This is a genomic window from Brucella anthropi (genome assembly GCF_046630315.1).
Classification (GTDB): domain Bacteria; phylum Pseudomonadota; class Alphaproteobacteria; order Rhizobiales; family Rhizobiaceae; genus Brucella; species Brucella anthropi_A.
Genome location: NZ_LQBD01000039.1, coordinates 58,410 through 72,437, shown reverse-complemented (window position 1 = coordinate 72,437; position 14,028 = coordinate 58,410). Strand labels below are relative to the sequence as shown.

Here is a 14,028-nt window from a genome sequence, read left to right as displayed (position 1 = left end):
GGTTCAGCCTCACTTTTCTTTTTTCTTGTACATGGCAAGCATGCGCTGGGTGACCAGAAAGCCGCCGAAAATGTTGACGCTCGCCAGAATGAGCGCGATGAAACCGAAGCCGGTTGCCCAGCCGGAAAGCGAAAGGCCGACGGCCAGAAGCGCGCCCACCACGATCACCGAGGAAATGGCGTTGGTGACAGCCATCAGCGGCGTGTGCAGCGCGGGCGTGACCGACCAGACGACATAATAGCCGACGAAGATCGACAGGATGAAAATCGCAAAGCGAAAGATGAAGGGATCAATCGCGCCGCCCGATGCGGCATGAGCCGCAGCAGCCGCCGCGTCACCCAAACCACCAGCATTTTCCGCCGCCTGACGCACGGCATCTGCGGCCTGGTTCAGGCTTTCGAGAGCTTTTTCAATATTTGTATCGGCCATTATGCCTCTCCTCCATCAGCTGGAGTTTTGGGGGAAGACGGGGTCTTCGCCGCTTTTGCTGGGGCTTTTTTCGCTGGCTTGCCAGCAGCCTTGGGTGCGACTGCCTTGGGTGCAGCCGCCTTTGCCGCCGGTTTCTCCGCTTTCGGTTTCGGCGCGGCCTTTGGCTTTTCGGCCGCAGCAGCGGGCGCTGTTTCGGCCTTGGCGAAAGCCGGGTGAAGGATTTTGCCCTGATGGGTGAGAAGCGTTGCCTTCACCAGTTCCTCTTCCGGGTCGATCTTCAGGACCTTGGCTTCCTTGTCGACCAGCGTTTCGAGGAAGGCGATCAGGTTGCGCGCATAAAGCTGCGAGGCGCTGGCCGCGATGCGGCCCGGCACATTGAGATAGCCGACGATCTTGACGCCGTTCACGTCAGCAATCTGCCCGGCGATCGCACCCTCGACATTGCCGCCGCGCTCGACCGCGAGATCGACCAGCACCGAACCCGGACGCATGGAAGCAACCATTTCCTTCGACACCAGTCGCGGGGCCGGACGCCCCGGAATAAGCGCCGTGGTGATGACGATATCCTGCTTGGCGATATGGTCGGCAACCAGTGCGGCCTGTTTCGCCTGATATTCCTTCGACATTTCCTTGGCATAGCCGCCGGAGGTTTCCGCCGCCTTGAACTCCTCATCCTCGACCGCGATGAACTTCGCGCCGAGCGAGGCGACCTGTTCCTTCGCCGCCGGGCGAACATCGGTGGCCGTCACGACAGCGCCGAGACGGCGCGCGGTCGCAATCGCCTGAAGACCGGCAACGCCCGCCCCCATGACAAAAACCTTGGCGGCGGGCACCGTGCCCGCTGCCGTCATCATCATCGGCATGGCGCGGTCATAGACCTCCGCCGCGTCGATCACCGCCTGATAACCGGCGAGATTGGCCTGCGAAGACAGAACGTCCATCACCTGCGCGCGGGTGATGCGCGGCATGAACTCCATCGTGAAAGCCGAAATGCCAGCCTTGGCAAGCGCCGCCACCGCATCCTCATGGCCATAGGGGTCCAGCATGGCGAAAAGTGCGGCGCCCGATTTATACCCTTTCAGTTCCGCATCGCCCGGACGGCGCACCTTGAGGATGACATCCGCCGTTTTGGCATCCGCCGCCGTGCCGATGCGGGCACCGGCTGCCGCAAATTCGGCATCGGGAATGCGCGATTTCTCGCCAGCGCCTTTTTCCACCACGACATCGAAACCGAGCGCGATGAATTTCTTCACCGTCTCCGCCGATGCCGCAACGCGGGTCTCGCTGGGGTCACTTTCTTTCGGGATATATAACGTCTGGGCCAAGCTGGTTTCCCTTTCGTGGTGGTCTTCCGGGGTCGATCCCGGTCATGCACAATGCGAGCTTCCGGGAAGAAGCAATTTTAAAATGACTGAACTACAGACATGCATAAACCCCCGGCACGGTACTCCATGCCAAGGCATTCGATCAAATCGTGCGGTTTGATCCCGGTTCGCGCTTCAGTTCAGCGATACCGCGCCGGATGGCTCCATCCGGCGGCGGCGGTCACGAAAGAATGAACCAGGCAGCGACGCAGACGAGAATGAAAAGAACGGTCGCGGAGAAAAAACCACCAGCAAAAAAGCCGAACGCCATGGCAATCATAAGGGCAACAAGCGCCACCGTGGCCCATTTAACCAGACCCGCAAAACCGGCATAAGTTTTCTCATGCTCGGCATAGTCCATCGGTGCGCCAAGTTCAGCCGGAGCCGTTGTATGATGTTCTGCCATTTTTGTTCCACCCATTCGGAATTTCCGCCCATAGACCGTCAGTCTAAGCGAAAATGCCTGCAATCTTCAATGTGCGACCGAATAAACCCGAGCCTCGAAAGCAAGGCTTTTCGTCGCAGCTTCCCTCTCTCCGCACAAGGCGGTTGCGCAATCTTCGTAAAGCCAAACCACCCTTCTGGCTATATTTAATTGTTTAAACTCATACGCCGAGACCGGTATATTTCGCGGTCGGCAGGATTGTCAGCGGCACGGTGCTGCCATGCATGTCGGTAAACATGGCGCGGCGCTCATGCGGCTGCGACTTGAAGAAGGGAAAGCGCACGGCCACCGCATCGCGGATATTGCGGATGGGCGCGGCGCCAAGCCCGACCCTGATCCCATAGCCCTCATGTTCGCGCGCATCCGCCATGACGGAGGTGCCGAAAATGCGCTTGTAGAACGCCATATGTTCCGGCTTGACCGAGGCAAGGCATTGATCCGCCGCGAAAAACTCCGACGCCATCGCCGCGATGCGCAAGGTGATATAGGGAATGGCCGGATATTCGCTCAACAGTTCCGGATCGGCGGCAAAGCGGGTCGGATCGACAAAACGCATGCCGCTGTTGAGCAGCGGGTCGAGAATATCCGGGAAAAGCGCATAGCTCGTGCCGCGACGATGATCCGGCGTGATGTGATGGATGCGCAGTGTGCTGACCAGTTGCCCATCCACATGCACGCCATAGACGAAGGCGTGGCTGTCGCGGTCGATATCATCCACGATGGACGGCACTTCCGCCTCGTGCATCACATTGCGCGTGCGATAGGAACGGTAGCGCAGACGGCCGATTTCCTCCAGATCCTCCGCATGAACGATGCGGCGATATTCCACCCGGTCGAGAAATTGCAACAGCTGCCGCGCGAAATTGGACAATGGCGGTCTATCGCCTGTAACAGCCGTATTCGTCATGTAATTGATTTCCGCACCCCACAAATCAGTGCGCAGAATATGCGCCTTTAACAGCGTGTAAAGATATAACTTCGGGCCTCGCCATCTTATTGCCCGACAATCGACATGGCGTCGACACAATTGACCGCGCCCTTTTGCGCATTGAACCGGCCGGAAATGCAAAATGGCCCGCTTTAAGGGCCATTTCACCATTTCGCCTCAATTTGGAAACGGGGTTTCAAAGCGCATTGGCGATGGCCTGAAATGCGTGCATGGATTCGTCCTTCATCGCCTGCCCGTCGACATTATAGCTGGCTTGCGCGGAGGTCTTGGCGATCACCACGCGCCTTGCCGGATTGACATAAATGAACTGCCCATAGATGCCGACCGCGCAATAGTCGCCCTGCCAGTCAACCGGCGTCCACCATTGATAGCCATAGCCGAAGGGGATCTTGCCAAAGGCGTCATTCTTGCGGCCCGGCATCAGGTAAGGCGCATCCGGCGTCACCGAATCATGCACCCATTTGGCCGGCACAAGCTGCTCGCCCTTGAAGTTGCGGCCCTCATCGAGATAGAGCTGGCCGAAACGCGCATAATCTCTAAGCACGGCATTCAGGCCCGCCGCCGCCGCGACTTCCCCGGTCGGATCGACCAGCCAATAGGCATCCGCCTCGGCGCCGAGCTTCGACCACAGCCGGTCCTCGAAATAATCCTGCAGCGGAATGCCGGTCGCGCCCTCCAGCACCAGGCCGAGCACCTGCGTATCCGCCGAAACATAATGGCTGTCGGCGCCCTGCGGGCGTTCATTCTTGAGATGCGCCGTGAATTTGGCGATCGAACCCGTCAGGAGTTCGGCCGCATAGCGCACGATATCGGAATTGAGATCGCCATAATCTTCGTTGAAGCCGATGCCGGACGCCATCTGCATCACATTCTTCACCGTGACGCCCTTATAGCCGCCCTCGGCCAGCACGGGCGCATAGCGATCCACCGGCTGGTTGATGTCGATCAGGCCGTCGTTGACGGCATTGCCGATCAGAAAGGACACAAAGGATTTCGACAGGGAAAAAGCGATTGCCTGCGTGGCCGCGCTGTTGCCGTGGTCATATTCCTCGTGCACGATCACCCCGTCCTTCAGGACGATGAAGCCGGTTGTGCCGCCGCGCTTGAGCCAGTCGGAAAGCTTGCGGGTTTCGCCCTTGTAGACGAAAGTTTCCGGCAAGGGCCGCTCCGCCACGGCAAGCTCGCTGACCGCGCCCTCATGCGGGATGCGCACGGACGGATACATTTTATAAAGACTGCGGAAGTTTTCAAAAATGTGCGCGGGCTTGAACACCTGCGCATATTGATAGACCGCCCATGTTTGATGGATCTTTTTCCAGAATACGGCAGTGCCCGCACCGGCAATAAGGACAAGTCCGATCAAAGTATACATGCCATAACGATAAAATTGCTTCATCGCCTCCCCTTTTAGTTAGTAACTTAAATTTAAGTCATTTCTCATATTGATATTATCGAATACTTATATACCTCCTCCTGAAGCGATAAGAGCACGATATTCATATCATAAAATACCCCTATTATTTTGCTTATATTCAAATTTCGGTGAGCGCCATAAGCATCATCGCGACATCAGGCGCCGCAGGCACGACAGCGCTGCCCCGCTTTGGCTGCGACGGCTGGCGACGGCCCCGCAAGACCCATGGATCGCAAAGAGAAAGGATGCCGGGGGCTGAAAATTCAGGCCACGGTTCGCCCGGCATCGCGGCGCGGCGCGGATTTCGCGGTCAGGGCGCAGATCGCCTCGACCGGCACCGGCATGCCCAGCAGAAAACCCTGAACCAGATCGGCGCCCGCCGCCACGCGGATCAGCGCAAGCTGTTCCTCGGTTTCGACGCCCTCGACCGTGACGCCCAGCCCAAGCTCGTGCGAAAGCTGGGTGACGCCGCGTAGCAGCATCAGCGAGCGCCGGTCGCTGGTGATATCCCGCACGAAGGAGCGATCCACCTTCACCTTGGTCAGCGGCAGGGTGTTGAGATAGCTGAGGCTGGAATAGCCGGTTCCGAAATCGTCGAGAGCGATATTGATCCCGGCATTTTTCAGCCGCTGCAAGACCATGGACGTCTTGTTGCGGTCGGAGATGATCGCGCTTTCCGTCACCTCCACTTCCAGGCGGTGAGCCGGAAGTCCCGATTTCTGCAAGGCATTGGCAATGTCGCGGGCAATGTCATTGCTCTTCAGATCGATGGCCGACAGATTGACGGAAACCCCGATCCGGTCGCCCCATGACAGGCAGTCGGCGCAGGCCTTGTCCAGCATGAAGCGGGTGATATCGGTGATGATGCCCATTTCTTCCGCGAGCGGAATGAACTCGGCCGGCGGCACGAAACCGAGCTCGGGATGCTCCCACCGCGCCAGCGCCTCACAGGCGACGACCCGCAGCGACTGCGCGCTGACGATGGGCTGATAGACGACCTTGATCTCGCCATGCCTGATGGCAAGGCGCAAATCGGCCTTGAGCTTCTGGCGTCCGCGATAACGGGTGTCCATCGCATCGACGAAGACGGACCAGGGCTGGTCCTCCCTCATCTTGGCTTCGTAGAGCGCCAGGTCGGCCTTGATATGCATGCTGCCGACATCGCATTTTTCGATATTTTCAATCGCGACGCCCGCGCTGATATCGATATGCACCTGATCGCCGTCGAGATCGTAAACGCCGGTCGCAACGGCGATGATATGGTCCATGACGCCGGCAATATCGGCCTCGCTCGCCAGGTTGAACACAAACACCACGAACTCGTCGCCGCCGAAGCGCGATGCGATGAAGCGCTGCGGCTCGATCGAGCTGAGCCGCTCCGCAAACAGGCGCAGCAGCACGTCGCCGGTATGGTGGCCGAGCGTGTCGTTGACATGCTTGAAATGGTTGATGTCGATGACGATGAGCGCGGCCAGCGTGTTCTTTTCCTGCTGGGCCCGGATGGAGCGCACCATCGTCTCGAAATAGGTGCGGTTCGGCAGGCCGGTCAGGCCGTCATAGCGCGCCATGTGCTGGATGCGGGCTTCCGCTTCCACGCGCTGCGTCACATCCTCGAACATCAGCACCGCGCCCTCATTGAGGGTCTGGTTGCCGATACATTCGATGTAACGGTGATTGGCGAGATGGAAAATATCGCGGGTGCGTTTGCCGAGCAGAAGATCCTGCATGCGCACATGCACGCTTTTCAGGTCGTTCTGCGGAAACAGGCCCTTCTTGGCGCAATAGCGCAGCAGCACATCGAGCTTGCGGCCATGCAGCTTGGTATGCTCGGCGATCTTGAGCATCGCCTTGGCCTTGTTGTTGATGACCGCGATGCGCTGCTGGCTGTCGAACATCAAAAGGCCCTGCGGCATGTTGTTGAGCGCCGCATCGAAACGCCCGGCCACGATGGACAGGCGCCGCTTGCCCATGACCGCGGCAAAGAGGAACTCGCGCAGGCCGTTGGCCATCTGGATATTGGACAGGAAATACGGGATCAGCAGCAGGCCGATGATGACATGGAACGGCGTGCCCGCCAGAATGAGCCCGGCCAGAACCGGGATGAGCGTGCAGGCCGACATCAGGATGACGGCTTTTGCCGATGCATAGTTGCGGCCCACGATGGAGACGACCGAAGCAAGCAGCACGGTCAGGCTGGCAAGTTCGGCGAAGGAATCCCGAAGCACGAAGCTTGAAAAGAAGCACAGCATGCCGAGCGTCAGGCAGACGGCGGAAGCGCCGATCAGATAGCGCGTTTCCCAGCGGGCCAGATCGGCATGGGAAAGCGACTGCTGCCTTGCCTGATCGAACTTGTGCATGTCGAAAATGCGCACGACCGCGATGACCGTGAAGACACCGGCAAAGGCCAGATAACACCAGTTTTCGGTTTTCACATAGATGACGACGCAGGCGACGACATGCGCAAGCAAACCGAACCAGAGCGTCGTACGATTGCCATACAGCGCTCTGAGAAAAGATAGCCGCACATCCGCAGGTATCTCAGGTTTACGGCTTTGCCACATTCGATGCATTCATCCCTTATATGGGGAGGCACTATCGCACTAATGATTTAAAAATATCTTTCGGGATATGAGAGCATATCTCGAAAAGTGCGAAACGGTTTTCGGATAAGATGCGCGTAAAAACAAAAGGTTGAGATGCACCAATCCGATTCGATCAGACCGGAAGGCCCATCGTCCCGCAAGCTGTGATGACGACCAGCGCAAGAATTGTTCAGATAATTTTCAAGGAAAACCACAGATACATCCCCCCGAAATGCAATGAAAGCCACGGACATACATGGCGCAAGCGCCCCAATATTAGTGAAATTGCGTCAGACGCAGAACAGAGGCAGGTTAGTTTTTGCGGCCTGGAGAATTGATCCGGATCAGCCGAAATGGACATTCCCCCGCCAGCCCCCTCTCCTGCCGGAGGAAACCCCTGTTCTGCCAGCCCGGCCCACGGAAATTAACGGTCAGAGTTGATGCCCCCCATCGACGGTGATGATGGAACCGGTCATGTAGCGGCTTGCATCGGATGCCAGCATCAGCACGATCCCGTCGAGATCCTGCGGCTCGCCGAGGCGCCGCATCGGGTTTCGCCCCCTGAAATAGCCGCCAGCCGGGCCTTGCAGATGTTCCTCGTTGATTCGGGTCGGAAACCACCCCGGCGAGATTGCATTGACGCGAATATCGTGCGCGGCCCATTCCAGCGCCAGCGCCTTGGTCATCTGAGTCATGCAGGCCTTGGACATGGAATAGGCGGCCGCACCCTTCTGCGGACGCTCGCCCAGAATGCTGGTCGTATTGACGATGGAGCCGCCCCTGCCGCGCCCGATCATGCGGCGCGCGGCCTCCTGCGCCACGAAAAAGGCGCCCGCGACATTGACCTCGAATATATGTTCCAGCATGTCGCGCGTCGTGTCGAGCGCGCGCGCCATGCGGGCGACGCCGGCATTGTTGAACAATGTCGTTATCGGCCCGAAGCGCGCTTCCGCCTCGTCGAAAGCGCTTGTGATTGCATCGGGCTCGGTGACATCGGCCATGATTTCCAGCACTTCGCCGCCGGATGGACAAAGGCTGTCGCCCGCATGTGTGCGCGAGATTGAAATCACCCGCGCGCCATGCCGGGCCAGCACATGAACCATTCTGAGCCCCAACCCCGAAGACCCGCCCGTCACGGCAATAACCTTGCCCCTGACGGAGAAAAGCTGATCGTCAGTCATTTACCCCCCCAACTGCCAATCCGTCTTTGTCATTGCTAGATTATCGGAAGCAGCATTTGAACCATGCCGGAACGCAAAAATCGGTTCAAATCGACACAATACACAGAAGGAAGACAAACCGGACCGAAAGACGACACCTGTTCGTGATTGCGCGGCCCATTGCGGAGAAGTAAGTGTCAACGCAGACAAGCGCATTATCCGACTGGTGGAAACGAACAGTATGCCCAAGATCTCTCGCCCTCTCGTCGCCGTGCCGACCGATGTGAAGCCGTTTGAAAACTACACCTGGCACGCCGCACCCCAGCAATATCTGTCGGCGGCAATCGATGTTGCGGGCGTAACGCCGCTGCTGGTGCCGAGTTTCGGCGACAGAATGGACCTCGACGCCATTCTGGATGCCGTGGACGGCGTTCTTGTCACGGGTTCCAAATCAAATGTCCATCCTGCCCTCTACGGTGTCGAGCCGGGCCCTGCTTTCGAGCCTTATGACAATGCCCGTGACGCCACATCGCTGCCGCTGATCCGCGCGGCAATCGAAAGGGGCGTTCCGGTGCTGGCGATCTGCCGCGGCATACAGGAGCTGAACGTCGCGCTGGGCGGCACGCTCGCCACCGAAATCCAGAACCTCGAAGGCCGGATGGATCACCGCGCACCGGAATCCGAAAGCCAGGCCGAGCGCTTCGCAATCCAGCATCCGATCAAGCTCAACCCGAACTCATGCCTTGCCGGAATCCTGAAGGAAGAAAGCGTGCGGGTGAACTCCGTCCACCGTCAGGCCATCGACAAGCTGGCCCCGCGGCTGGAAGTCGAGGCCGTGGCCGAAGACGGCACGATCGAAGCCGTGTCCGTCAAAAACGCAAAGGGATTTGTCGTCGGCGTCCAGTGGCACCCGGAATATTGGGTGCATTCCGATGCCCCTTCCCGCAGGATATTCGAGGCGTTTGGAAATGCCGTGCGGGAGCATAGTTTAGGGCAGTAGGGCAGTAGGGCAGTAGGGCAGTAGGGCAGTAGGGCAGTAGGGCAGTAGGGCAGTAGGGCAGTAGGGCAGTAGGGCAGTGAAGAATATGGTGGGCGCGGTCATGCGCAACCAAAACATACTCCCCTACTCCCTTATTCCCCTATTCCCTTAACATACTGCCTTACTGCCCTACTGCCTTATTGCCTTAACTTCTTCACCTGCACCGTCTCCGGCACCGGCGTCAGCGCCGAGCCGGTGTCGAACCACGCGATGAGATTGTCGATCACCAGATCGGCCATGGCGCGGCGGGTCTGGACCGAGGCAGAGCCGATATGCGGCAGGAGAACCGTGTTCGGCGCGTCGAGGAGCGCCTGCGGCACATGCGGCTCGTTTGCAAAGACATCGAGACCGGCAGCGGCAATCGTGCCCTTTTGCAGCGCTTCGGCAAGCGCCTCTTCATCCACCACCGAGCCGCGCCCGATATTGATAAGCACACCTTCCGGCCCAAGCGCCTGCAATATTTCGGCATTGACGGCCTTCGCGGTTTCCGCCCCGCCCGGCGCGACCAGAATGAGCGTGTCGACAGCCTCGGCAAGCGCCTTGAGGCTCGGATAATAATCATAGTTCACGTCGGTTGCCTGACGGCGATTGTGATAGGCAATCGGCAGGCCGAAGGCCTCAATGCGATGGGCAACCGCCTTGCCGATGCGGCCAAGCCCGAAAATGCCGACCTTGCGTCCGCGCAGCGAAAGCCGCGACAGCGGATAGCGGCCCTCCTTCACCCAGTCGCCCGCGCGCAGGAATGCCTGCGATTTCGACAATTCGCGCACCGTGTCGATCAGGAGGCCGATGGTCGTGTCCGCCACTTCTTCGGTCAGCACGTCCGGCGTGTTCGTGACCATCACATTGCGGCTAGCAGCATGTCTTGCATCCACCGCATCGTAGCCGACACCGAAATTGCCGATGATTTGAAGATTGGGCAAAGCGTCGATCAGCGCCGCATCGACGCTCGACATGCTGGCAATGCCCTTCACCTCCTTTGCCCAGGCCGCATCCAGAAGTGCCGTGTCACCGCGCGCGATACGCCGGATATTAAACTCGCCCGAAAGCCGCTGCACGGCATATTCATTGAAGTTTCCGAGCACCAGAATTGTCGCGTCGCGTTTTGTCATGGCATTCCTCATGCGTAAAACATTTCCAGCAAAAGTGCGCAGCCGCTTTGCGTCGGATAATGCGTGAACAGAAACCAGCCCGCAGGAAAGGCGTCCGGTGCGGGAAAATCAGCCGTGTTTCGGCTTGGACGTCGATTGACGGATATGGAGTTCCGGCTTGATGAGTTCCTGCATCGAGGAAACCTCGACGCCGTTCAGCTGGTCGAGCAGCGCGCGGGCCGCCCGGCGTCCCACTTCACGCTGTCCGTTCCAGACGGTCGTGAGCGCAGGCGTGGCAATCGCCGCTTCCTCAAGATCGTCATAGCCGGTCACGGAAATGTCCTCGCCCGGCACCAGCCCGGCGCGCGCAATGCCGTTCATCAGGCCGATGGCCGTCAGGTCGTTCCAGCAGACCGCAGCCGTCGGCTTGTCCTTTAACGCCAGAAACTGCGGCGCGACCTCAAAGCCGCCCTGCTTCGTGCGTGGCCCGGCAATGCGCCAGTCGGGACGAACCTCAAGCCCGGCCTTTTCCATCGCCTGCACATAGCCGCGATACCGGTCGCGGCCCGTCGAGGTCTGGTCCGTGCCGCCGATCATGGCGATGCGCGTGTGCCCCAGCGAAATCAGGTGATTGGTGGCAAGGCCGATCCCGTAGGCATCATCGCCCCGGAAAACCGGCGCGTGAACACCCTCGACACTGCGCGCGATCAGCACGACCGGCAGGCCGTTGTCTTCCGCAAGCTGGATATCTTCCGGCGGCGTGCCGATGGCCGGCGACATGATCACCCCGTCCGCGCCCAGCTGCAACAGCGTATCCATGAAGGTGCGCTGCTTTTCGAGCTGGTCGTAATGATTGGACAGGATGAAGGTCTGGCGCGAACGGTCGAGTTCCGTTTCGATGGATTTGAGAATTTCCGCGAAGAACGGGTTCATGATGTCATGCACCACGACGCCGACAATGCCGGAGCGCGAAGTGCGCAGGCTCGCGGCGCGCCGGTTATAGATATAACCGATGGCGCGGGCATGTTCCTTGATCTTCTCGCGGGTCTGGTCGGCAACGAGGGGGCTGTCGCGCAAAGCGAGCGAAACTGTGGCTGTCGAAACGCCAAGCGCATCAGCAATGGTCGATAGCTTTATTTTCTGGGCCAAGTCGCCTCCCCAAAATGGTCCGTGCCGCACTCGGAGACGCGGCCGCAACCTGACAAGGTGAGACGCAGCCATTCGTCCTGCGAACGGTTATGCCATTGCAAACCTTGAATTGGAAGCATTTTCGATAGCACGCATTGTGAAAAATGTTTCACGCTGTCCCGTCAAGATGCGCGTCAAAACAAAGAGTTAGAGCCGGATGGCCGACAGGCTTATTCCGCCTCCTCCTCTTCAAGCACATCCGCATCGGGTTCATCTGGAATGCGCGCGACGCCGCGAAGCGCAAGATTGCTCTCCATCCGGGCCAGCATCTTGAGGAAGGTCTTGCGGTCTTTCTTGTCGAGGCCCTTCAGCATGTCCTTTTCGGTCTTGCGAATGGATTTCTCGATCGCCTTGATGGTCTCCAGCCCCGTCTGCGTCAGATAGACATGCGACTGGCGCTGATCGGTTTCCGAGGCGCGCTTGGCGACGAATCCCTGGCCTTGCAGCCGCGCAATGGTTTTGGTGATGGTGGGCGGGCGCACGCCCAGCCGCTGCGCAAGGACGCCCGGCGTCAGCCCGTCTTCCGCGGCCAGTTGCAGCATGACCGCATCCTGCCCTGCATAAAGCCCCTGTTCCAGAAGCCGCGTGGCCAGCACCGTCCGCGACAATCGCGCCACGGATTGCAGCCGGTAGAGTACAACCGCCTTATTGTCCTTGCTCATCGCCACCTCGGCCTTGTTAGGGTTTTAATGCGACGTCTCGCTGTCGCCGGATCGATAGTCCCATACATTCCTATATCGTAAAATATTGTCCGACTTATGAAACAACAAGCTCCGGTTGCTGTCACGGCCAATGGACGTTACGGTTCATGCTTCGATGAAATGAATAAAGTGAGGAAAACATGACCGATCTGCGCGATCAGAACAGCGACATGATTGTCGTCCTGCCCCTTGGCGCACACGAACAGCATGGGCCTCACCTGCCGTTTGAAACGGATACGATCATCGCCGAAGGCATTGTCGCGCGCGTCAGCGATGCGCTGCCGCCTGAGCTGAACGTCAATTTCCTGCCTGCGCAGCCGGTCGGCTATTCCATCGAGCACATGGACACGGAAGGAACGCAGAGCCTCGCCTTCGCCGAGGCCGTGAACCAGTGGATCGGCATCGGCGAGAACCTTCACGCGGGCGGCATTCGCAAACTGGTCATGCTGAACGCGCATGGCGGAAACTCGCCCCTGATGACGATTGTTGCGACGGAACTGCGCACGAGGCTCGACATGCTGGCGGTCGCCACAAGCTGGACCCGCTTCGGCCTGCCGGAAGGGCTGATTACGCCGGAGGAGAAGGCGCTCGACATTCATGGCGGCTTTATCGAGACATCGATGATGCTGGCGCTGCGCCCCGATCTGGTGGATATGTCGAAGGCGCGCAACTTCTCCAACGCCCAGTCACGCCATGCCGAGGAATTCAAGTTCCTGCGCGCCTATGGCCCGCACGCCTTTGGCTGGAAGATGCACGACCTCAACCCGGAAGGCGTTGCAGGCAACGCGGCGGCCGCAACGGCGGAAGCCGGCGAAAAACTGATCGCCAATGCGGTATCCGGCTTCATCGAACTGCTGCGCGATGTGGACAGGTTCGACCTTGCCCGGTTCGAGTCGCAACGCCTCGCCAATCAGGCGGGCTGACGACTTGGCTGGTCGAGCCAGTTTTCAACCGACAATTCGCCAACCCGTCCGAACTCCGAAACATTGGCCGTCACCATGGTTATTCCAAGCGTGGCGGCATGGGCCGCGATCAGAAGATCATTGCCGCCAATCGGCTGCCCTTTTGCCTCAAGCGCAGCCCGAAGCGCCCCGTATTTTGCATCGGCTGGAAGGTCGAACGGCAGGACAGCTATCGCCCGCAGAATAGCCTCGACACGCGCCGCCAGGACAGGCGAAGCTTTTTTCAGGACACCATAACGCAGTTCGGCAGCAACGATGACGCTGGTGCAAACGGCATCCGCCCCCACCCGCCTGATATGCCCGGCAACAGAACCGGCTGGATTTTTCACCAGATCACTGATGATGTTGGTGTCGAGCATATAGCGCATCAGAAAATGTCTTTCGGCTCGACCGGGCGGTCCGCAACATCAGGCAGGGCTTCATCCAGAGGCTTCCAGCTATCGAGCAGGGCCAGCAAGCCGCCCTGGCGAAGCGGCTCGACAATCAGCCGGTCGCCATCGCGCGTAATCAATGCCCGATCGCCCGGCAACTCGAATTCGACCGGAATCCGGATTGCCTGATTGCGATTATTGCGGAAAAGCCGGACTTCCCGTGATTTGAGCCGCGATTTGTGTGGCATTGGCCCAACTCCTTTGACATATATTCCAAACATATGCCAAATGCGGCCACGGTTCAAGCCAAGCGCATCTGTCGTCATCGTGAAA

The 14,028-nt window shown here is 59.0% G+C and carries 14 protein-coding genes; 2 read left to right on the top strand and 12 right to left on the bottom strand.

What is annotated here, in order from left to right:
- Positions 1 to 9 precede the first annotated feature (9 nt).
- From AVM02_RS18885 to AVM02_RS18855, 7 genes are all read right to left on the bottom strand, one after another.
- Complete coding sequence (locus AVM02_RS18885) at positions 10 to 429, bottom strand: proton-translocating transhydrogenase family protein (RefSeq protein ID WP_411508439.1); 420 nt, start codon at positions 427 to 429, stop codon at positions 10 to 12.
- Positions 429 to 1,754, bottom strand: a complete 1,326-nt coding sequence (locus AVM02_RS18880; RefSeq protein WP_411508438.1) for a Re/Si-specific NAD(P)(+) transhydrogenase subunit alpha — start codon at positions 1,752 to 1,754, stop codon at positions 429 to 431. The genes AVM02_RS18885 and AVM02_RS18880 overlap by 1 nt, the downstream gene beginning before the upstream one ends.
- A gap of 220 nt (positions 1,755 to 1,974) precedes the next feature.
- The gene (locus tag AVM02_RS18875) at positions 1,975 to 2,199 is read right to left on the bottom strand and encodes an aa3-type cytochrome c oxidase subunit IV (protein WP_411508437.1); all 225 of its coding nucleotides are present in this window, start codon (positions 2,197 to 2,199) and stop codon (positions 1,975 to 1,977) included.
- A gap of 199 nt (positions 2,200 to 2,398) precedes the next feature.
- Complete coding sequence (locus AVM02_RS18870) at positions 2,399 to 3,145, bottom strand: N-acyl amino acid synthase FeeM domain-containing protein (RefSeq protein ID WP_411508436.1); 747 nt, start codon at positions 3,143 to 3,145, stop codon at positions 2,399 to 2,401.
- Positions 3,146 to 3,362: 217 nt separating this feature from the next.
- A complete protein-coding gene (locus AVM02_RS18865) occupies positions 3,363 to 4,583 on the bottom strand; it encodes a serine hydrolase domain-containing protein (RefSeq protein ID WP_411508435.1) in 1,221 nt (406 codons plus the stop codon).
- Positions 4,584 to 4,864: 281 nt separating this feature from the next.
- Positions 4,865 to 7,162 (bottom strand): putative bifunctional diguanylate cyclase/phosphodiesterase, encoded by a 2,298-nt coding sequence (locus AVM02_RS18860; protein WP_411508434.1) that lies wholly within the window; start codon positions 7,160 to 7,162, stop codon positions 4,865 to 4,867.
- Positions 7,163 to 7,614: 452 nt separating this feature from the next.
- A complete protein-coding gene (locus AVM02_RS18855; RefSeq protein WP_411508433.1) occupies positions 7,615 to 8,364 on the bottom strand; it encodes an SDR family NAD(P)-dependent oxidoreductase in 750 nt (249 codons plus the stop codon).
- Positions 8,365 to 8,584: 220 nt separating this feature from the next.
- Between AVM02_RS18855 and AVM02_RS18850 the strand changes: the two genes are divergently transcribed.
- The gene (locus tag AVM02_RS18850; protein WP_411508432.1) at positions 8,585 to 9,343 is read left to right on the top strand and encodes a gamma-glutamyl-gamma-aminobutyrate hydrolase family protein; all 759 of its coding nucleotides are present in this window, start codon (positions 8,585 to 8,587) and stop codon (positions 9,341 to 9,343) included.
- Positions 9,344 to 9,519: 176 nt separating this feature from the next.
- Here the strand turns inward: AVM02_RS18850 and AVM02_RS18845 are convergent, their stop codons facing one another.
- From AVM02_RS18845 to AVM02_RS18835, 3 genes are all read right to left on the bottom strand, one after another.
- On the bottom strand, positions 9,520 to 10,494 hold the full coding sequence (locus AVM02_RS18845) for a 2-hydroxyacid dehydrogenase (protein WP_411508431.1): 975 nt from the start codon (positions 10,492 to 10,494) through the stop codon (positions 9,520 to 9,522).
- 108 nt (positions 10,495 to 10,602) lie between these two features.
- Complete coding sequence (locus tag AVM02_RS18840) at positions 10,603 to 11,622, bottom strand: LacI family DNA-binding transcriptional regulator (protein ID WP_006471199.1); 1,020 nt, start codon at positions 11,620 to 11,622, stop codon at positions 10,603 to 10,605.
- Between the two features lie 209 nt (positions 11,623 to 11,831).
- Positions 11,832 to 12,323 carry a MarR family winged helix-turn-helix transcriptional regulator gene (locus AVM02_RS18835; protein WP_411508430.1) on the bottom strand — a complete coding sequence of 164 codons (492 nt, stop codon included), beginning with the start codon at positions 12,321 to 12,323 and terminating at the stop codon, positions 11,832 to 11,834.
- A 179-nt stretch (positions 12,324 to 12,502) separates the two neighbouring features.
- Between AVM02_RS18835 and AVM02_RS18830 the strand changes: the two genes are divergently transcribed.
- Complete coding sequence (locus AVM02_RS18830) at positions 12,503 to 13,285, top strand: creatininase family protein (protein WP_411508429.1); 783 nt, start codon at positions 12,503 to 12,505, stop codon at positions 13,283 to 13,285.
- Here the strand turns inward: AVM02_RS18830 and AVM02_RS18825 are convergent.
- On the bottom strand, positions 13,273 to 13,692 hold the full coding sequence (locus AVM02_RS18825; RefSeq protein WP_411508428.1) for a type II toxin-antitoxin system VapC family toxin: 420 nt from the start codon (positions 13,690 to 13,692) through the stop codon (positions 13,273 to 13,275). The genes AVM02_RS18830 and AVM02_RS18825 overlap by 13 nt on opposite strands.
- Positions 13,692 to 13,943 (bottom strand): antitoxin, encoded by a 252-nt coding sequence (locus AVM02_RS18820; protein ID WP_411508427.1) that lies wholly within the window; start codon positions 13,941 to 13,943, stop codon positions 13,692 to 13,694. Before AVM02_RS18820 ends, AVM02_RS18825 begins: the two co-directional genes overlap by 1 nt.
- Positions 13,944 to 14,028 lie beyond the last annotated feature (85 nt).